This window comes from Nostoc sp., from assembly GCF_035638895.1.
Taxonomy (GTDB): Bacteria; Cyanobacteriota; Cyanobacteriia; order Cyanobacteriales; family Nostocaceae; genus Nostoc.
This window is the reverse complement of record NZ_DASQZC010000092.1, coordinates 1-20,036: the sequence shown is the minus strand read 5'-3', so window position 1 is coordinate 20,036 and position 20,036 is coordinate 1. Positions and strand designations below refer to the sequence as shown.

The 20,036-nt window shown below is 40.9% G+C and carries 19 protein-coding genes; 11 read left to right on the top strand and 8 right to left on the bottom strand.

Annotation, left to right across the window (positions count from 1 at the left end):
- Nucleotides 1–510 (bottom strand): phosphonate C-P lyase system protein PhnH (phnH, locus tag VE944_RS04100; protein ID WP_324972667.1); only part of this gene is annotated, 510 nt, incomplete at its 3' end.
- Nucleotides 511–545: 35 nt separating this feature from the next.
- Nucleotides 546–1,004: a phosphonate C-P lyase system protein PhnG gene (gene phnG, locus VE944_RS04095; RefSeq protein ID WP_324972664.1), complete on the bottom strand. Its 459-nt coding sequence runs from the start codon at nt 1,002–1,004 to the stop codon at nt 546–548.
- A 106-nt stretch (nt 1,005–1,110) separates the two neighbouring features.
- Here phnG and phnF point away from each other — a divergent pair, with 106 nt between their 5' ends.
- Both phnF and VE944_RS04085 read left to right on the top strand, forming a co-directional pair.
- The gene (phnF, locus tag VE944_RS04090) at nt 1,111–1,851 is read left to right on the top strand and encodes a phosphonate metabolism transcriptional regulator PhnF (protein ID WP_324972662.1); all 741 of its coding nucleotides are present in this window, start codon (nt 1,111–1,113) and stop codon (nt 1,849–1,851) included.
- A gap of 13 nt (nt 1,852–1,864) precedes the next feature.
- A complete protein-coding gene (locus VE944_RS04085) occupies nt 1,865–2,233 on the top strand; it encodes a four helix bundle protein (RefSeq protein WP_324972659.1) in 369 nt (122 codons plus the stop codon).
- Nucleotides 2,234–2,262: 29 nt separating this feature from the next.
- Here VE944_RS04085 and phnE read toward each other — a convergent pair whose 3' ends face one another.
- The 3 genes from phnE to phnC form a co-directional block, all read right to left on the bottom strand.
- Complete coding sequence (gene phnE / locus VE944_RS04080; RefSeq protein WP_324972670.1) at nt 2,263–3,036, bottom strand: phosphonate ABC transporter, permease protein PhnE; 774 nt, start codon at nt 3,034–3,036, stop codon at nt 2,263–2,265.
- 75 nt (nt 3,037–3,111) lie between these two features.
- A complete protein-coding gene (phnD, locus tag VE944_RS04075) occupies nt 3,112–4,113 on the bottom strand; it encodes a phosphonate ABC transporter substrate-binding protein (RefSeq protein WP_324972656.1) in 1,002 nt (333 codons plus the stop codon).
- Between the two features lie 43 nt (nt 4,114–4,156).
- Complete coding sequence (gene phnC, locus VE944_RS04070; protein ID WP_324972653.1) at nt 4,157–4,954, bottom strand: phosphonate ABC transporter ATP-binding protein; 798 nt, start codon at nt 4,952–4,954, stop codon at nt 4,157–4,159.
- Between the two features lie 543 nt (nt 4,955–5,497).
- On the opposite strand from phnC, the gene VE944_RS04065 reads away from it, so the two are divergent.
- The 5 genes from VE944_RS04065 to VE944_RS04045 all read left to right on the top strand — a co-directional run bounded on the left by VE944_RS04065 (nt 5,498) and on the right by VE944_RS04045 (nt 13,021).
- Nucleotides 5,498–5,701, top strand: coding sequence for a two-partner secretion domain-containing protein (locus VE944_RS04065; RefSeq protein WP_324972650.1), 204 nt, complete (start codon nt 5,498–5,500; stop codon nt 5,699–5,701).
- Between the two features lie 445 nt (nt 5,702–6,146).
- On the top strand, nt 6,147–7,421 hold the full coding sequence (locus VE944_RS04060) for a calcium-binding protein (protein WP_324972647.1): 1,275 nt from the start codon (nt 6,147–6,149) through the stop codon (nt 7,419–7,421).
- Nucleotides 7,422–7,636: 215 nt separating this feature from the next.
- Complete coding sequence (locus VE944_RS04055) at nt 7,637–8,947, top strand: calcium-binding protein (protein ID WP_324972644.1); 1,311 nt, start codon at nt 7,637–7,639, stop codon at nt 8,945–8,947.
- A gap of 196 nt (nt 8,948–9,143) precedes the next feature.
- Entirely contained in the window at nt 9,144–11,810 is a 2,667-nt protein-coding gene (locus tag VE944_RS04050; RefSeq protein ID WP_324972642.1) for a two-partner secretion domain-containing protein, read from the top strand.
- Nucleotides 11,811–11,995: 185 nt separating this feature from the next.
- Nucleotides 11,996–13,021: a S66 peptidase family protein gene (locus tag VE944_RS04045; protein WP_324972638.1), complete on the top strand. Its 1,026-nt coding sequence runs from the start codon at nt 11,996–11,998 to the stop codon at nt 13,019–13,021.
- A gap of 167 nt (nt 13,022–13,188) precedes the next feature.
- On the opposite strand, the gene VE944_RS04040 is transcribed toward VE944_RS04045, so the two are convergent.
- The 3 genes from VE944_RS04040 to VE944_RS04030 all read right to left on the bottom strand — a co-directional run bounded on the left by VE944_RS04040 (nt 13,189) and on the right by VE944_RS04030 (nt 15,207).
- On the bottom strand, nt 13,189–13,710 hold the full coding sequence (locus VE944_RS04040; RefSeq protein WP_324972635.1) for a hypothetical protein: 522 nt from the start codon (nt 13,708–13,710) through the stop codon (nt 13,189–13,191).
- Nucleotides 13,711–13,778: 68 nt separating this feature from the next.
- Entirely contained in the window at nt 13,779–14,216 is a 438-nt protein-coding gene (locus tag VE944_RS04035; RefSeq protein WP_324972632.1) for a hypothetical protein, read from the bottom strand.
- Between the two features lie 127 nt (nt 14,217–14,343).
- Entirely contained in the window at nt 14,344–15,207 is an 864-nt protein-coding gene (locus tag VE944_RS04030) for a DUF2382 domain-containing protein (protein WP_324972629.1), read from the bottom strand.
- 614 nt (nt 15,208–15,821) lie between these two features.
- On the opposite strand from VE944_RS04030, the gene VE944_RS04025 reads away from it, so the two are divergent.
- From VE944_RS04025 to VE944_RS04010, 4 genes are all read left to right on the top strand, one after another.
- Nucleotides 15,822–16,274, top strand: a complete 453-nt coding sequence (locus VE944_RS04025; RefSeq protein WP_324972627.1) for a CAAD domain-containing protein — start codon at nt 15,822–15,824, stop codon at nt 16,272–16,274.
- Between the two features lie 187 nt (nt 16,275–16,461).
- Nucleotides 16,462–16,944, top strand: coding sequence for a hypothetical protein (locus tag VE944_RS04020; RefSeq protein WP_324972623.1), 483 nt, complete (start codon nt 16,462–16,464; stop codon nt 16,942–16,944).
- 392 nt (nt 16,945–17,336) lie between these two features.
- On the top strand, nt 17,337–17,981 hold the full coding sequence (locus VE944_RS04015; RefSeq protein WP_324972620.1) for a hypothetical protein: 645 nt from the start codon (nt 17,337–17,339) through the stop codon (nt 17,979–17,981).
- Between the two features lie 273 nt (nt 17,982–18,254).
- The gene (locus tag VE944_RS04010) at nt 18,255–19,742 is read left to right on the top strand and encodes a helix-turn-helix domain-containing protein (RefSeq protein WP_324972618.1); all 1,488 of its coding nucleotides are present in this window, start codon (nt 18,255–18,257) and stop codon (nt 19,740–19,742) included.
- Nucleotides 19,743–20,036 lie beyond the last annotated feature (294 nt).

Below are 20,036 nucleotides of genomic sequence, written 5' to 3'. Positions count from 1 at the left end.
CCAAAAATGGAGGGGAAGTGTCGGGGCGTAGACGCGTAGCGGCTTGTCGTTAGACATCGCTTGCTGGTCTAAAATTCCTGGCCCCGTCAACATCACAGGTTGCCCCATCTCAAAACTTTCCACTTGTATCAATAGTGTTGTTGAGGCTTCCGGCTTTTCTGCTGTCCCCCAGCTAAAAATAGATAATTCTTCCAACCCTGCCAAATCTTGAATTAAGGCAAAGTCAGCTTTCTCTGGGTACTGTGTGAAGCGACAGCCAGTATGAAACAACAACCAAGCTCTCACTTGATCTGTAAAACTCGGCTGTAGCCATACCACAACATCCAAATCCAGCAACGTCAAACAAGCAGCTCCACAAGCAGGTGTTAAACCCAAAGGCACACTCATATCAGCAGTTATCCAATAAGATGTCCCCGGTCGAGCATTAGCATCAAGCAACGCCCGAAATGTCCTCTGGGCATCATGAATTGAGTCTTGAAAACCAGGTAAAGATGTAACTATATTTGACATTAATCAATAATCCAAATTTTTAATTTTTAATTGATTTACCCTTCGCCTCTCACCATTGTGAAGAAATTGACCTTAGTGGCGGCTGCTTGACGCTGCTTGAGTTCCTGCTGCTTTTGGTGTTCTACTTGCAAGGGTTGAATTACCTCAGCCTGAATCTGCTCGTGCCAATTTGGAGTTTGTAGTAAAGCATCACAAACAGCAGCTAGTTCTGCATGACGGTGCGATCGCCCTGCGACATAACCAAATCCAGTGATTACTTCATCTCCTTGGCTCTCTAACTGCACAACACAGCGAGTCATGGTAATTTCTCCTAAGTTAAATGGCTCTCCTGTACCCCCAGCGCGTCCCCGCACCATTGTTAGACCAATCTCTGGGCAGCGTAAAAAGCTATAGTTGGGCAAATTATCTAATGTGTTTACCAGTTTTTCTAATAGCTCTAACTCGGCTTTAGCTAATGTTGCCATCCATGCTTGTCGGTGCATCACAGTAGGCATAAGTTGGTTTGTGGTATTTTATTTTAAACTCTTCTTAACTTGTCTAGACATCTAGATAAAAGTAGATTAACGCAATTATGACAAGTTGACAATCTAATATTGATACATGAAGGAAATAATGCCGATTTATGCCCAGATTGCTGACCAACTGCGACAAAATATTCATCAGGGGGTTTATCAGATTGGGGAACAACTACCGACGGAAACCAAGTTAGCAGAACAGTTTGCAGTTAATCGCCATACCCTCAGACAAGCGATCGCCCTCCTAAAAAACGAGGGATTGTTACGAGTTGACCGAGGACGCGGAACTTTTGTAGCGGCTAAAACCATCCGCTATGCGATTGGTAAGCGAGTGCGTTATAACCAAACGTTGAAAGCACAGGGTTGGCAAGTGAGGTTTCAACTGCTGCGTGTTTTAGAAGTACCTGCCGATGATGCGATCGCTAAAGGATTAGAGATTCCTTATGGTGAGCCTGTAGCGTTAATTGAACGTTTAGGTTTAGCGAATGAAGAACCTATTAGTGTGGGTACTGGGTATTTTCCCCTCAAGCGATTTCCAGATTTCTTGGAGCCGAAAAATATCAAAATTTTGCAAGAACAGCAATCAATATCTCAGTTTTTACAGCAGCTATATGGATGCGATCATATCCGCCGTAGTACCTGCGTTTCTGCTCGTTTAGTCCAGCCTCAAGATGCAAAGTGGCTACAACTATCCCTCAATCAACCCATCCTATTAGCGGAGTCGGTGAACGTCGATGAAACAGGTAATGTTATTGAATATGGGGTAACTCGGCTACGGGGCGATCGCATGGAGTTATTTTTTGAAAATGACTTAGCGGTTAGCTGATGACTGGTGACTGATGGAAACCTTCCAAAATTTACGAGCTTACCAATTATCAGAAAATCTAGCGAATGAAATTTGGTTTATTGTACAGAAATGGGATTATTTTGCAAAAGATACAATTGGGAAACAAATTGTCAAATCAGCAGACAGTATAGGTGCTAATATCGCAGAGGGGAACGGTCGTTATAATTTACAGGATAATCAAAGATTTATAAAAATTGCTAGAGGTTCTCTAAATGAAACAAGGCATTGGTTAAGGCTAGCTTATAAGCCAAAACTTTTGACTCAAGAGCAAATAAATATAATCAAACCAATTATAGATGAATTGTCACCTAAACTAAACGCTTATCTTAACTCACTTAAAAGAAAGTCAGATAATACTTAACATTTACCAGTCAACAGTCATTAATCATACTAAACTAACCACCCTCTAACCTTTGCAGAGAGTAAATCAATAACACCAGTAGTAACAATCAAAATAATAAGAATTGTACAGACTTTTTGGTATTCAAATGAACCAAAACTCTGATAGAGCGAAACACCAATACCACCAGCCCCAACAATTCCTAACACAGAAGCAGAACGCACATTTGACTCAAATCTGTAGAGAATGAAAGAAGTCCACAAAGGCATTACTTGAGGAATCACTCCATAAATTACTTCTTGAATCTGGCTTGCACCAGTAGCTCTAATTCCTTCTACAGGCCCTGACTCAATTGATTCTACTGCTTCTGAGAATAGCTTACCTAGAATACCGGCAGTATGAATAAATAATGCCAAAACTCCAGCAAATGGCCCCAATCCAACAGCGACTACAAAGATTAGTGCAAAGACAATTTCGTTAATCGCACGCATAGCATCTAATAGGCGACGTGTTGGTTGAACAACCCATATTGGACAAATATTATTAGATGCTAGGATAGATAAAGGAACAGCTGCGATCGCAGCCATTAAAGTTCCCCAAATTCCCATTGAGATAGTAACCAGTGTTTCTGAAAAATAATACTTCCAATCGCTAAAGTCTGGTGGAAAATATGAACGTATATATTCCACCATGTTGTCTCCCCGTTGTAGAAGTACAGGGAAATTTAACTCACTTTGAGTATAGGCAAAAATCAATACAGCAGCAATCACTAAAAGAAACAAAACTTTTTGGGTAGTTACAAGCTTTGCTTCTTTCTCTAACATTGCTGTTGCATTAGGAGATGCGTAAGTAATTATCTGATTTCGTGGGCGCACTTTTTACTACCTATAAATCTAATTTTATTTAATTCCTTTGAGTTGCTGATTTAGTTCTGCTATCGTTTGCTGCTTTTCTTGTTCGCTAAGATTTTCTTTAGCTTGAGTCTCTTGGATTTTTTTAGCAATTTCTAGTTCTCGAATTGTATGCCAATTTTTATCTTCAGCCTGTGCAAAACCAGAAATTTTAAATGGTGTTAAAACTTTTGCATCTTTGTAGTTGTAGAAAAAGTCTTGCAACTTCTTTTTGATATCATTTGGTAAATCCCGACGATAAACAATGGGATCACTGGGAATGATAGGTGATTTCCAAATAATTTCAATTTTCTGTCTGGCTTTAGGATTAGTACTTTCTAGACGACTTAATGCTTCATTACTGACAGTAGCTACATCTACTTGTTTATTAGCTACAGCTAGAGCACAAGCTTCATGATTACCAGCAAAAATCAAGCGTTTAAAAACTTTCTTAGGATCAATGTTGTTTTTCGTAAAAATATAATAATTAGGAACTAAAAATCCAGAGGTAGAATTAGGATCATTAAAAGCAAAGGTGAGTTTAGCGGCATTTTGAATCACATATTTATCGCCACCTACTGCTATAGCTTCCGCAGTGATTGGATTATCTTTATTAGTAATTAAATGAGAATAGTAGCCTCTACCGCCATCTGCACTTACAACTTGAGCAAAAGCTTCTACATCAGCAATTTTTGCTGCTTCAATATAAGATTTACCGCCCAACCAAGCTGCTTGAACTTTACCAAAGCGCATAGCTTCTATGACTGCTGCATACTGTGTAACATAGAAGGGTTTTATGGTAATCCCAATTTGCTGAGACATAGCAGCAGCAAAAGGTTCCCAAATTGGTTTTTGATTAGCTTGAGATTCTGTAGACAGAACACCAAAATTAATTTCTTTAATTGCTGCAGTACTATTATCAGCATTAGAAGTACAAGCTGAAAGTATCTTGGCAGTTGCCAAAGTTATAGTAAACAAAGAAGCCTGCTGAATAAATAACCTTCTGTCCATAAATTTAGTTGTGAGATGTAAGTAAAAATTCTCTATTTTGGGGTTACACTACCAATTCACCGTGTCCTCTCATAATGAGTTCTTCGGCAGCTGTGCCATAAAGTTCATTGAGTTTGTGATCATTCATCTCTGTGGTTGCACCATCAAACATTACTTCTCCATCTTTGAGAGCGATCGCTCGATCAAAGTAACTACGTACCATTTGAACCTGATGTAAGGAAGCGACTACAGTAATTCCGCTTTGGCGATTTAGCTGCACGAGCAATTCCATAACTTTACGCGCTGATTCAGGATCTAGAGAGGCGATTGGTTCGTCTGCGAGGATGATTTTCGCTCCTTGCACTAAACAACGAGCGATCGCCACTCGTTGTTGTTGCCCTCCAGAAAGCATAGATGCCCGTTTATAAGCGTGTTCAAGAATGCCTACCCGCTCTAATGCAGCAAGAGCTTGGACTTTTTCTTCTTTGGTAAATAAATGTAATGTTGAACGTAAAATAGACAATCTTGCTAAGTTACCAACGAGAACATTTTCGATAACTGTTAGCCGATTAACTAAATTAAACTGTTGAAAGATACAACCTATCTGACTTCGTAAATACCTAATTTTAGAGTGTACTTTCCCCATACTCTGTAGGACTGACCCAAAAATATAAACAGTCCCTGAATCTCCAATATGTAAGCCATTAATATGCCGTAAAAGGGTAGATTTCCCTGAGCCAGATGCACCTATAAGCGCAACCATTTCTCCCTCATGAATTGTGCAAGATAACTTTTTAAGCGCTGTCTTACCTTTGAAAACCTTCGAGAGATTACTAACTTCGATAGCCACTGTATTTGCCATTTTTTGACATTTAGATGTCTATGATTAATATTACTAATATTTTTTGGTTAAGGAATAATTAAGGCAAGGATAACTTATGATTTAATTTCTTAGTTATCAATCTAATGAATGATCCAATTGTCGATATTTATCAATACAATATAAAGCTTATGATAAATAGACTAATCTCCATATTATAATTAAGATTTAATTAACAAAAAGCTAATTTTTGGTGAAAATTTAATTAACTCGCGAGGAGTTAGTAAAGGATGGCATAAATAAACAGGGCAAACGCATCTAAATTACTCTTGATCACAACCAGAGTTAAGAACTAACGAAAAAATCAGGATTCTCATTTAGTTTGGTTCAGGAGACTCAAAGCGATTGCCTAAATCTCTGTCAATAAGCAGCAATTAATGCGACTATTTTTGAGCTTATTGAGAATTAGGACATTTTGTTGACATGATGCGGCTGCCCTGGTCACATGGTGGAGTTACTGATTTCTTGGGGGCGCTGTGTCAGGGGTAACTCAACAATTGTCGGCGTTGGTGTAGTAGGTTTGTGGTGGCAACTGTGTTAATTGCTTCTTTACAAGATAGAGTTTTTGCCCAAATTACCCCGGATGGTAGCTTGCCTAATAACTCCACTGTCACAAGGAATGGTAACATCTTCAATATCACTAGAGGAACGCAACCAAGAAGTAATTTGTTTTACAGCTTTGGGGAGTTTTCTGTTCTTAACAACGGCGCTGCTTTAGAGGATGTTTGAAAAGTCCTTATTATCGGTAGCAAAACGTTCTAAATCCTCCTAAATCCCCTTAAAAAGGGGGACTTTTATTCCGGTTCCTCCCTTTTTAAGGGGTTAGGGCGGATAAATAAGTACCTGAAATCACAGCCAACCACTTTTCAAACAACCTCTAGACACCCTTTTTTTCATGTAATTACAGTCTCGGATTTTTTTGTACCTTTTTCAACCCGTCGAACTCTTAGAAAACTAGATTGTTTTTCTGGCGTTGCTGATTGCGGTATGAAAGATTGTGCATTGTGGTGAAAATCCTTGTAGAGACGTAAAATTTTACGTCTCTACATCCAAGTTCATACCTCAATTCAGCAACGCCGTTTTTCTTAAGGCATAACAAATCCCGTTCTTTGGAAGCTCACTTTAAATTAACTTAATTTTGCACTGAACCATAGTTTGACAAGGAGTGATGGACATGGCGCCTATTAACGGTACCCTTGCTAACGACAATATGACTGGGACTCCAGAAACTGATTCCATTTTCGGCGATTTAGGTGATGACACTCTCAATGGTCTTGGTGGTGATGATGAGTTTATCTTCAACAATGTAATTGATGTCCTCCTTTTTGGTTCTTCTAAGGATTTGTACGTTTATAGTACTGATGGTTTTGACATCATTAAAAACTTCTCTTCGGGTGAGGTTATCAGTATTGACCCTGTGAATTACAACTATAACCATGTAGATATAGATACAGATGCACGTGGGAATAATATCAAACAACTATTTAGTCCAGGAAAAACCGAATCCATCTACGGCACCACAGGTTCTGACACAATTGAAGGGACTTCGGCAGACGAGATTATTTATAGTTTGAAAGGCAACGATGTACTGTATGGCAACGATGGTTACGATATGCTGTATGGTGATCCGGGCAATGACAGCCTTTACGGTGGTGCAAATTCTGACATACTGTACGGTGGTTTGGGCGATGATTATTTGAATAGCGGAGACGGAGAAGACGGCGGTGGCAATGTACTGTATGGCGAGGAAGGCGATGACATCCTTGATGGCAGTCAGGGGTTTGATACCCTAATTGGTGGAACTGGCAACGACACTTATATTACTTTTGATAAATTGCGGCTTCTGGAGAATCAAATCTTTGATCAGTTTACCAATATAGAATACTTAAATGAAGGAACCGATACGGTTGAGTCTTCGTCCAGCTACAAATTGGGTGACAACCTAGAGAACTTGGTTCTCACAGGTAGCAGCGATATTAATGGCATAGGCAACGGCCTGGACAATCGAATTGAGGGGAATGCCAGTCACAACTTTTTGATTGGCGGTGATGGCAATGACCACTTGCTTGGCTATGGGGACTATGACGTTTTGGTTGGTGCGGCTGGTAACGATACCCTCGAAGGCGGTGCTGGTAACGACTTCTTAAATGGAGGTTCTGGTAGCGACACACTCATTGGCGGTGCTGGTAACAACACACTCACAGGTGATGCTGGCGCTGATAAATTTGTCTTCAACTTCAGGTCTGAAGACATTGACATCATCAAGGGCTTCAGCAACTTGCAGAGCGACAAAATTCAGATTTCCACATTTGGGTTTGGCGCTACTTCCACTAACGAGTTCAGTTACGACAGCAACACTGGTGCCTTGTCTTTCCAGGGAACTCAATTCGCCACTCTTGAGAACAAGCCTAATTTCATACCCCGTCTTGATATTGAGCTTGTTTCTTAGGGTCTAACCTCTTCAATTAGCTAGGTCTTGTAGTGCCTAACCAAACCCAAATTTTAGACACTACACTCCAAAAACAATGATCCCACTTAGAGAATTTCTAGACTGAGTATTAATTGAGAATTACGAATTACGTCAGCACAGCGGTAGCGAGTTCGCGCTCACGTTAAATTAACTTAATTCTGCACTGAACCATAGTTTGACAAGGAGCGATGGACATGACACTTATTAACGGGACTTCTGGTAACGACAATCTGACTGGAACTCCAGAAACTGATTCCATCTTCGGCGATTTAGGTGATGACACTCTCAATGGTCTTAGTGGTGCTGATGAGTTTGTCTTCAACAATGTAATTGATATCCTCTTTCTTAGTTCTTCTGAGGATTTGTACGTATATAGTACTGATGGTTTTGATATCATTAAAAACTTCTCCTCCTCGGGTGAGGTTATCACTATTGACCCTGTGAATTACAACCGTAACCACGTAGATATATTTGTAAACGTAGTTTCCCCTGGGCCCGCTTTTTCTATTTCATATAAAACCGAATCCATCTACGGCACCACAGATTCTGACACAATTCAAGGAGCCTCGGCTGACGAGTATATTTATGGTTTGGAAGGCAACGATGTACTGTATGGCAACAATGGCTACGATCTTTTGTATGGTAGTCCAGGCAATGACAGTCTTAACGGTGGTGCAAACCGAGATGAACTGTACGGTGGTTTGGGCAATGATTATTTGAATGGCGGAGAAGACGAAAGTGGCAATCTACTGTATGGCGAAGAAGGGGATGACATCCTTGATGGTAGTGACAGTTTTGATACTCTAATTGGTGGAATTGGCAACGATACTTATATTACTCTTGTAGCCGGAAACCAGACTTCTATAGACAATACACTCCCCGATTCTTTCATCGATAAGATTATAGAATACTTGAATGAAGGAACCGATACGGTTGAGTCTTCGTTCAACTACAACTTGGATGACAACCTAGAGAACTTAGTTCTCACAGGTAGCGCCGATATTAGTGGCATAGGCAACGCCCTGGACAATCGAATTGAGGGGAATGCCGGTCACAACTTTTTGGTTGGCGGTGATGGCAATGACTACTTGCTTGGCTATGGGGACTACGACATTTTGGTTGGTGCGGCTGGTAACGACACACTTGTTGGCGATGCTGGTAACGACTTCTTAAATGGGGGTTCTGGTAATGACACTCTAGAAGGCGGTACTGGTAACAACACACTCACAGGCGATGCTGGTGCTGATACATTTGTCTTCAACTTCAGGTCTGAAGACATTGACATCATCAAGGACTTCAGCAACTTGCACGACAAAATTCAGATTTCCACATTTGGGTTTGGTGCTACTTCCACTAACCAGTTCAGTTACGACAGCAACACTGGTGGCTTGTCCTTCCAGGGAAGCCAATTCGCTACTCTTGAGAACAAGCCTAATTTCATACCCAGTCTCGATATTGAGCTTATCTCTGAGGGTCTAACCTCTTCAATTAGCTTGGTCTTATAGTGCCTAACCAAACCCAAATTTTAGATGCTACAGCCACTCCAAAAACAATAACCCCACTTAGAAAATTTCTCTTGCGGGGTATTAATTGAGTATGGCTACTATTTTTCTTTGCTGTCGAAAATTTCCTCAGTTTCATCTTTAATAATCAAGTAACTTGATAAAAACTTTACAAATATCCTTTAAGGAGACTTTTTCCGTGTTCTCTCAAAGCTTATTTTATCAGTGGTTGCAATTGAGGTTAGTAAGCTTATTGGCTTTAGTTGCGGCGATTGCTGGAGCCAACGAGTGTGCCCTAGCCCAGATAGTACCCGATAACACCTTAGAAGAAAATTCTATTGTTACACCTTTAGCTCCTAACTTTGACCGGATAGACGGTGGAACACCTCGCGGTGCCAATTTATTCCACAGTTTTGAGCAGTTCAACGTTAAAGAAGGAGGACGAGCCTTATTTTTCATTAATCCTTCTGCTGGTATTAAAAATATTATTAGTCGCGTGACAGGGGGTAACCGCTCCGAGATTTTCGGCACGCTCGGTGTTTTTGGTGGTAGTGCTAACCTGTTCCTGATTAATCCCAATGGGATTATCTTTGGGCCGAATGCCCAACTTACTATAGGAGGTTCGTTTCTAGCAACAACAGCAAATGCCATCGGGTTTGGTGAACAAGGCTTGTTCAGTGCCTCGGCTCCTAATTCTCCCCCAGTCCTAACGATCAATCCTTCAGCTTTGCTATTCAATCAAATTGCCAAATCGATTACCAATCAATCTACAGCAGGTCTGCAACTTTCTGCCAATCAAAGTTTGTTGTTGGTAGGTGGTGATGTGAACTTAGAAGGGGGGAAATTGTCCGTTCTCAATGGTCGAGTGGAATTGGGAGGATTAGCAGGAGAAGGAACGGTAGGGCTGAATATAGATGACAAAAATCTGCGTTTGAGTTTTCCTGATAATGTAGTGCTAGCAGACGTATCTCTCACCAAAGGAGCTACAGTCGAAACCGGTTTTGGACGAGGTCGCGGTTCTCAACTAGGCACCGGCGATATCCAAGTACAGGGTAGACGTGTCACAATCACTGATGGTTCACAGATTCTAGCTAATAACACAGGAGCGGAACCAGGAGGGACACTTACCGTCCGTGCCTCCGAGTTGGTGGAAGTCCTTGGAGCAAGCCGCCTGTTAGCTGAAACTTCTGGTGTCGGAACTGGTGGAAATTTGACGATTGACACTGGGAAGTTGATTATCCGGGATGGGTCAGAGATAGCAGCTGGTACTTTTAACTCCGGACGGGGGGGGACTGTAACTGTAAGAGCCTCTGATTCTGTGGAACTAAGTGGAACATCGGCTGATGGTGCGAATTTTAGCAGTATAATAACTCAGACTGATGGTGCCGGAAATGCTGGTTCGGTGAGCATTGAAACTGGGCAATTGATTGTTCAGGGTGGGGCACTAGTCTCAACTGCTAGTGCTAAAACTAGTTCTGGACAAGGAGGGCTGTTGTTTGTAAAAGCCTCTGATTCGGTGCAACTGATTGGAACATCAACATCAGCTGATAATCCGATACCTAGTGGTCTGTTTGCTTTGGGGGAAGGTTCCGGCAAACCTGGAGATTTGACGATTGAAACTCGCTTATTTATTGCCCGGGATGGGGCAAGAGCCTCAGCTTCCAATTTAGGTTCGGCTCAGTCGGGAGGGACGTTGAGTGTGACCGCTTCTGAATCAGTGCAACTGATTGGAACATCGGCAAATGGTCAGGACAGAAGCGGCTTGCTTGTTGGAAGCACAGGTACTGGATCTGCCGGAGAATTGACAATTAAAACTGAGAAATTGCAAGTCCTAGATGGAGCATTTGTGTCTGCCCGTACTGCGGGCGAGGGACGAGGAGGAAGCGTAACGGTGAATGCTTCTAACTCTATAGAGCTAAATGGCACCTCAGCCGACCGTCAGATGCCCACCCTCTTAACAACTGAAACCACAGGCGTGGGAGACGCTGGGAATTTAACGATTGAAACTGGGCAGTTGACTATCAAAAATGGCGCACAGATAACCAGTAACAGCACAGGACTTGGAAGAGCAGGTGATTCTAAAGTACAAACAAGCTCTCTCAGTCTTGACCAGGGAAGTATTACCTCGCAAACGACATCGGGTAATGGAGGAAACATTACTCTATCAGTAGAAGACCTCTTACTGCTGCGCCGTGGTAGTAAAATTTCCACTAGTGCAGGTACAGCACAACAGGGTGGAGATGGTGGTAGTATCGATATTAAATCTAAATTTATTGTTGCTATCCCCGAAGAAAACAGTGACATAAGCGCTAATGCTTTTTCAGGTGCAGGTGGGAGAGTGAATATAAAAGCGAATGGCATTTATGGTATTAAGTTTCGTGAAAGTCCAACTCGCTTGAGTGACATCACTGCTAGTTCAGAATTTGGTAGACAAGGCACTGTAGAACTTAATACACCTGGTATCGACCCCAACAGTGGCTTAGTTGAGTTACCCACAATAGGTGTAGAAACTGAAGTAGTGCAAGTCTGCGATAGTCCAGGTTATGCTCAAAGCAGCTTTATCATTACCGGACGCGGCGGTTTACCTCCTAATCCTAGCAAGGATATTCTCCCAAGCGGCACAGTAGAAGTAGGTTGGGTGTCGCTCAAACCTAGGAGCGATGCCAACGGCGGGCTACGCCTACGCAGCAATCCACCTGTTACTACTAGGGCAGTTACCACCACCACAGCAGAAGGTATTGTAGAAGCAAGTGGATGGGCAGTAAACGAAAAGGGAGAGGTCGTACTTACAGCTAATGTACCTGCTGGCGATCGCGGTTCGTGGCAGAAACATATAGCTTGCAGTGCAACTCATGCTCATCAGTAAATGCTGTTGAGGTGCAAGTAATCGCTTGTGATTCGCCCATTTTTATAGGAGTTAGTAAAGATATATTCAACCTACGCAGTTTAAGGTTTTTGGCGCTAACTGAACTGTATTGTGCTATAACTACTCTTTACAAAACTGGGTACTAGGTATTAGAAAAACAATCCCTAATTCCCAACTTAATGGTTATGAATATCAAGCGTCGGCAATTTATCACAACCTGTGGACTAACTACACTAGCCACCCAGATATCACCACTTACCGCCCAAGGTAAGCCATCTGCAAACACCAGCAGCAAGCCGCCCCGCCTGCAAGCAGGCGATACCGTAGGATTGATTTCCCCTGCGGGTATCGTCGACGCTAAAGACATTGAAGCAGCGCAGCAATCACTTTCACAGTTAGGGTTAAAAGTCAAGCTAGGGAAGCATATTTTAGACCGTTACGGCTATTTAGCGGGTAAAGATGCCGATCGCGCCCAGGATGTAAACTTGATGTTTAGCGATCGCACCATAAAAGCAATTATTCCCATGCGTGGTGGTTGGGGTTGTAATCGCATTTTACCCCTACTCAACTACTCGCTAATCCGCTCCCATCCGAAAATTATCATCGGTTACAGCGATATTACAACACTGTTGTTAGCAATTAATGCCCGTAGTCAAATGATTACTTTTCATGGGCCAGTTGCTACATCTACCTGGAATCAATTTACAGTCGATTACTTCAAGCGCATCCTATTTAATGGTGAAGCGGTGACTATGCAAAATCTCAACCCTAGCGAAGTGCGGATGCAGATAATAGCACCGGGAAAGGCGAGAGGTAAACTTGTGGGTGGAAACTTGTCAGTGCTATCAGCAATGGTAGGTTCACCTTACCTACCTTCTTGGAACAAAAGCATTTTGTTTGTAGAAGAAGTTGGCGAGGATGTTTATCGTATAGATAGGATGCTGACGCAATTAAAAACTGCTGGGATACTTAATCAAATTGCTGGCTTTATCTTTGGGCAATGCACTAAATGTAGTCTTGGAGATCAACCATCATTTACATTAATGCAAGTATTGCAACAACACATACTTCCTTTAGGCATTCCCGCTTGGTACGGTTCAATGATTGGTCATATTAAGGATAAATTTACTTTACCAATCGGTGTAGAAGTGGAAATAAATGCCGAACTTGGGACAATACGAATGTTAGAGACAGCTGTTAGCCTTGTGTGAATGAGGCAGGAGGTTGGAATAAAAAATAGTGGCTCACATTTTATCTAAATTGCAAGCCACTAAATTGGAGATTTTGGTGTTCTTGACTATCTGTGCAAAAACCTGAAAACCCTTTCTCCCCCTGCTCCCTTGCAGTCTTAATGATAAGTCTTTAACCGGACATGATATTACTTATGACGACCAAACCATTTAGAGGCGATCGCTCCTAAAGCTGCACCCACCATTGGATTACTGAGAAACTTAAGAATTGCTGGTTGTTCTGCCATCACTTCGTGGAAGATGTCAGGATGGCTATGATATGTGAAAGATGCCACCTTGCTGAGGTCATCTGCACTTATGTGGTTAGGGTTGTGGGTAGAAAGTCCCAAATCTCGCTCCAGATGGCGCTCGTCTAGACCTCTTTGCTTTAAGTGTTTGAAAAATGCCCGGGCAACATCATCCCGTTCGTTAGGTTTAATCTGAGCGATCGCCTTTTGAAGTTCTGGCTCCATCTGGCTGGGAGAAATGCTGTTATGGTTGAAAGACCGACCAAATAATTGACGACGTTCTTCGTGGGATGAGCGTTGAGCAAAATCATCAAAATTTTGGTATTCCTTGGTTGGGTCAGATGAAACATCATCTAAAGATTCTGTATTACCATGCGCTAAGTCATTCAGAATTTCGCGTTTATACTTATCACTGCTGCTCATTTTAAATGTCTCCTTTTTATACTTGCTATCAACTGAATTAACTCAGGTTTTCTCCAAAAAATGACTTCCTATTTATACTCAACTTGCTGAGATTGCACATCATACTGAGCCGTCAAAATCAGTTTTTTGTCTGGTGCATACATCAAAACTTTTAAGTCTTGATTGGGGAAATTTTTGTGAAAACCTTGAACTAAGGATTTTGCTAATGGTCGCACTTCGGTTGGACGAACTTGAGGCGCAATCACGACACCTAACTTATTGTTGTCACGCACATAAGCATCTTGGACAATTCCTTTGGCTGTGCTGACAACCCAGTTCCCAAAATCTTGACCCTGTACACTGTTACCGCGTGACAACAAGGCATAGTCGGCACTATGACTGATTCCAGACGGTAATTGAGTTGGTTGTTTAGCTTGAACAGTACCGCTACAGGCGGCAGTTGTTGTTAGTACTAATACCAAGACTAAAGCTGTTAAAACCCGACGAAACTTTTGAATTATTTTCAATTTACCACCTCATCTAAACTAATGACTTTTCTGCAATATCAATCTACTGAAAGTAATTTTGAGTAGAAGTAGGTAGAAAACCCACTCCTACTAACTCAAATGCAATCACCTTTGTAGTTTAAGTAGGTTAACCCCGGTCAGTTTTATTCTCTATTCGAGTTCCATCAGTATCAACATCTAATTCTTCGCGTCGAATGGTTTCTTGAGCTTCAACGGTTTCTTTGTCTACAACTTTCTGCACTTTGACTTCTTCGCGCAAAAAAGCTTCTTTTTGGATGTCTGGAACTTCTTCATAGAGGTCTATATGTGCTACCTCGCCCCCACGGAAGTCAGCCGCTTCCGCAGACACAACTTTGCCTGTGTCTTGAGAAGTCACTCGCTCAATCACGACTCGCTCTTTTTCCACTGGAACAGCAACTCTTGCAGTTTCGGTTTCAACACGCTTACTAATCGCTACTTCTCCGCTTTTCCGGCGCTGTTTACTAGCAACTAGCCTTTCTTGGTAGAGTTTAAAGGTTTGATCTTCGTGAGCGCTGACATCATACAGATCCGCGTCGTCTGCGTAGGTGTAGCTGTCAGGACTAGGAGTACTGCCGCCAGCTACCGATCCTAGCGTAGCTGAACTTTCTACAGACGGTGTGCGATATCCTCCACGCACCTGTTGTTCATAGTCGTAGTCAAGCGTTGTATGCTCTTGATATTCAGGTAAATTTTCCGCTTGCTCTCTTGTTATGCCAACGACATATACACGGTTTGCTGTAGAGTCAATACGCGATTTACCTACTGGTAGTAAGATTTTCTTGCCAAAAATCCAAAAGCCTATGTCAACAATTAAGTAGCGGAATGCTCCTTGATCATCTACTACAGCATCATTTACTGTGCCAATCTTCTCATCAGTTCCTTGAACATACACACCCATTCCTTTGATGTCGTTACCTTCAAGAGTATTATGGTAGTCTGGATCAAATTCACTTATTTTTTGGAGTGACATTATTTTATTCCTTAAAATCTTGCTGTATCTTTTTATAAATTACACAATTTAGTTTATAAACATCTTCTCTCCAAGGATTGAGTTAAATTATCTTGATATTTAATCAATCGAAGTAATTAAATATATTTTCATAACCCACAAGTATGATATAAAACAACTTTTTAGTATTAATGTATTACTATTTATAAAATTTATTTAAACTAATTTTTGTAATACTGTGACTAGTTTCTAGCATTTATGTGACTAGTTTCTAGCAGTAAATTTCAAAACTAAAGTTAACTAAATCAATACACAGCATCAAACTTAGCTAATTTGATCTGCTTATTAACACCTTACAGTTAAATCAAATACCCTTACATTGTTAAAGCTTTATTTAGTTAAGTTGTAATACTTGCTATATCACTCTTCTAGAAGACAAAATCTCTGCCAAAAGATTGATGAGAAGAAAATCTAAAAATGTCTAAATATTATTAAAGTCTTAATAAGTTTGCAAATAAATTAGCTGTGCCGCTAAGGGGTAACAAATCTAGTTGCAAAGCAAGCGTTGCCAAAATTGATAATAACAAAGTGTAAACTTTAAAACTGCTCTCATTACAGAAAATCAGGAGATAATTATGGATACAGAATTACAGCAACAGTATGTCGATACTGCCTCCCAAAACCAGATAGAAGTACTTAAAACTTCAGAGCCTGGAAACCTGGCAATGTTGCCACCCGCCTTGGAAAATGAAGAACAATGGCAAAAAGTTGGTAGCCAGATTTCTATATTTTTGGCAAATATACCTGAGTACATAGGTAGATTCTACCAAGAATACAAGTTGCTGTTTATCAGCTTTGCGTTGCTTGTGATAACAGTTACGGCACTAAGGATTTTTCTAGCGGTACTTAACGCCATAAATGATATTCCCCTACTTTCTCCATTTCTCCAATTAATTGGACTTGGTTACACAATTTGGTTTACTTTCCGCTATTTGCTCAAAGATTCCACTCGGCAAGAATTAGCAGCAGAAATTGGCTTGCTTAAAAAACAAATTCTAGACAGAGAAGAATCACAGACTTTAAGTTAACTAAAGTATAGTGGCGGATACACTGGATCTCAACTTTTGGTCAAGTAAAAAACTGAGTTTTGCTTGACCATTGCATAAAACTGTAGGCTCTTGGCGTTCTTGGCGGTTTCGATAAATTAAGCTTTTTAGCACTCTTTGCGTAAGTCCTATCTTATACCACATCAGCTAAATTAGCAGGAGAAAGTGTATGATCAAGACAAATAGATTAGCTTCGCTGACAACAACAGTATTTCTTTCAACATTGCTAACACTCCCTCTGCTTTCAAGCTGCGGCGGAGGTTCCCAAAATGCTGCGCCACCTCCAATTGACGATACTGTTGGTAGAAATTTAAATAATCGCGCTCCCGTAAATCAACCCCAAGCTAGGAGGGGATTAAGTACAGGGCAAAAAGTGGCAATCTTGGCAGGAGCTGCTGGACTTTACTACCTCTACAATCAGCGAAAGAATGCCCAAGGAACGGGAGCGCAGGGGAAACACTACCTTTCTAAGAATGGGCGTGTTTACTATCGAGATGCTCAAAACCGCCCTGTCTGGGTAACACCGCCACAAGAAGGCATCCGTGTTACAGAGCAGGAGGCACAACAATACCGGGACTTTCAAGGATATAACAACAGTCCCACAGGGCGAGACTTAAGGAGTTTGGGTGCAGGTACTGTTCCGACAAATTAATTTTTGTACAGATTATAAATAGATGGCGTTTAACCGTCATTCTATTTTTTAATAGAAACTTTTTCCATATTTTAACTTAATAATACTCATAAGTATAATATCAAGCATTATTATATTTTTTCATAAAAGTCTTTTTTAAGAATTTATCCGAGTATATAAAAATTCTATTTAATTGTTGAAAAGATTTTGGACTCTAATTTTTGTACAACAGAATTTTGAGTCTCAGGATGCTTTCAAAATTCAACCCTGAGTTTTATATACTAATAGTTATACTTTTATCAAAGTAAAAGTAACCTTTGATAGATGATTTTGAAAAGATATAACAATTAATATATTGAAAGTAATTACTTTACCGTTGATAGTTTAGTGAAATCACAGTTTAGGAGCCACAAATGAATATATTAGAAAAAATTTTCGGTGGCGGTGAGGTTCCAGAAAATGACTACCGCAATTTTGTCAACCGCTATGAGCAAGGTTTACCTCATGAGGGATACTCAGATGAAGAAGTTTTAAACCGTTATCAGCAAGTATCTAGACAGTTACCTCCAGACCTTTATCATGAATCTGCACAAGAAGCTTTTAGTCGGATGTCACCACAAGAGCGGATGCAGTTTGGTCGCTCTCTTCAACAGCAGACGCGCTCTTCAAACTTGAATTTTCCCGATCTAAACCAAGATGGTATAGACGATCGCTTTCAAGACCCAAATTATCTTGCTCAAGCGACAGGCCGGGTTCACCAGCAACAACCAGATATACTCAGTCAAATTATGAGTGGTGTTGCGGGGAACTTTACAGGTGGTCAAGGTGGTAACATTATGAGCAATCCATTAGCGAAGGGAGCGATGGCTGGTATCGCCGCTTTAGCTATGAAAAAGTTGATGCAAAGAGGCAACCAAGGAAATTCCGGGCAGTATGGTAACGTCCGCCCAGCTAGCCAAGACCCCTACGGCGATCCGGCAGATTCCGGGCAGTATGGTAACGTCCGTCCAGCTAGCGAAGACCCGTATGGAGATCCGGCTGACCAACAGTACCGCTAGTAACCTCAAGCAGCAAAGCTGCAATTCGTAATTACAATCAGTGAAAGCTTGAACTCATCACTGATAATTATGGTCAAGTAAAAATCAATTTTTTTACTTGACCACTTTTTATTAGATTGGTATCACCTAGTAGAAAATCTCTTGCATTGTTGGTAATTGTTTAAAGCGACTTAAAGCGGCTGAGAGTTATATTCTAGCGAGGTTAATTAGAATAAGCTTAGGCTTTATGTCATCATTGTAAATTACTTGCGTGAGCAGCAGATTGGTAGGAAAATGAAACAGTTAGCAAAAATATTATATAGTAAACTTCTGCATCTATTTCACCAGGTTATGGGAATTACCATTTCCCATAATCCAAATCCAAAGGAAACTAATGTTGCTCTTGATAAAGAATCTCTGGAAAACCCAACGACTCAATTAAAAAAGCAAATTCCTCTTCAAGACAGAGTTAATAAATCTGAGCAAAGCTTACTATTAAATTACCAGCATTTAGCAAAACCTCGACAATTTAAAAAAGCTTCTTTATTTCCTGATAGTAAGACTAATGTTGCTGCATTGTCGCTAGTTTTGTCTGGAGTTGCCGAAGTCTTATCTCAAAAAATGAATCTGTCATGGAATCAAATAAATAATACTTTTAGTTACGAAAAAGAAGCTGAAAGTGGAAAAGGAAAAATCTTTTACTATGTAACAGATAATCCCGAAACTCCACAACCAGAAACACTGGCAGAAGAAGCAGCCTTAGTTGTTATAGACGAATTTGACCCAAGGGCGTGTGCTATTCACCTGATTTACTGTGCCTTAGTAACTAGCCTAGATAAGCCTTGGTCAGGCAATTTTGTAATTGATGACAAGCAACTACTTGAATATACAGGGCTTGTGAAACGCAGGGACTTATGCAAGCATGAAAAATTGAGTATTTTGTACTCCTTGCTACGGCAACCTGCTCAAGTACTAGCTTGTATTGCATGGCCTAAACAGGAGAAAGCTGGAGCTTTTACTGTTGCTGATTTAAAGATTTGGGACATCAGCATAATACGAGATTTTGAAACAGATAAAGCTGGCAATAATAAGCTAGTGGGTTTAAAGGTAATAGGTCAAGCTGGAGTATGGACAAAATACTTCCTCAACAAATCTAAATACCACTACCACACTGGAATTATTACCAAGAAAACCGTACAGAAACTATTTAGTATTGGTAAACAAAATGCTGGCGCGGCTAGAATGCTAGTTTGGCTAACCTTCCAAATCAAACCGGAATTCCAGGATTGTGTAATGGGCAAGACTCTGATGGAGATTGCTTACGGCAAAGACAAAGTGTCAACAGCAGAACCAGACAGACAGCTTAGGCGACAAATGGCTGATGATTTGGAAACTGATTTGAAAGTTGTCAAAGAAGCTGGATGGCAAGCAGAAGTGGAAACAGGCCCAGCTTGGTTAACAAGCAGCAAAACTGCTAAAAGACCTATAGGTTACTGGAATCAAATACTCAATTCTAGATGGCGTTTTCATTTACCAGCAGAAGTACAGGAACGCTTGACCCTGGACTCGAATCAGCTAAGTGCAAACAATATCCAGCCTGTATCAGGTAATCTCATTAGAGAAGCGAGAAAAGCAAAAGGCTGGTCTAGAGCATTTTTCGCTACAACGATGGAGAAAAGCGTTTCCTGGGTTGATGCAGTCGAGACGGGTACACGTCAGGTTTCTCAAAAGGACTTGCCTAAGTTGCTCAATACACTGGAACTACACCTTAACAGGTATTGATTTCAACTAAACTTTTCTTGTTTCTCTGAGGTAATTTTTGCTACGTATTATTACTCATTGCAACTGCGTGGGGATGGGGTTAGGTTTTTCCATGACGTGAAAAGTCAGTGTTTATGTAAGGGACTTCCAAGAAATAAATTATCCAATCTTGTGGGGTGGGCATCTTGCCCGCCTTTGACTATGGGCGGACGAGACGCCCACCCCACAATAAATAGTTGTATATTTTTTTATTTGGAAGTCCCTAAGGTTTCGGCAAAAGCCAGTATTTTCCATGCCTCCTGCCTCTCTTGTTAA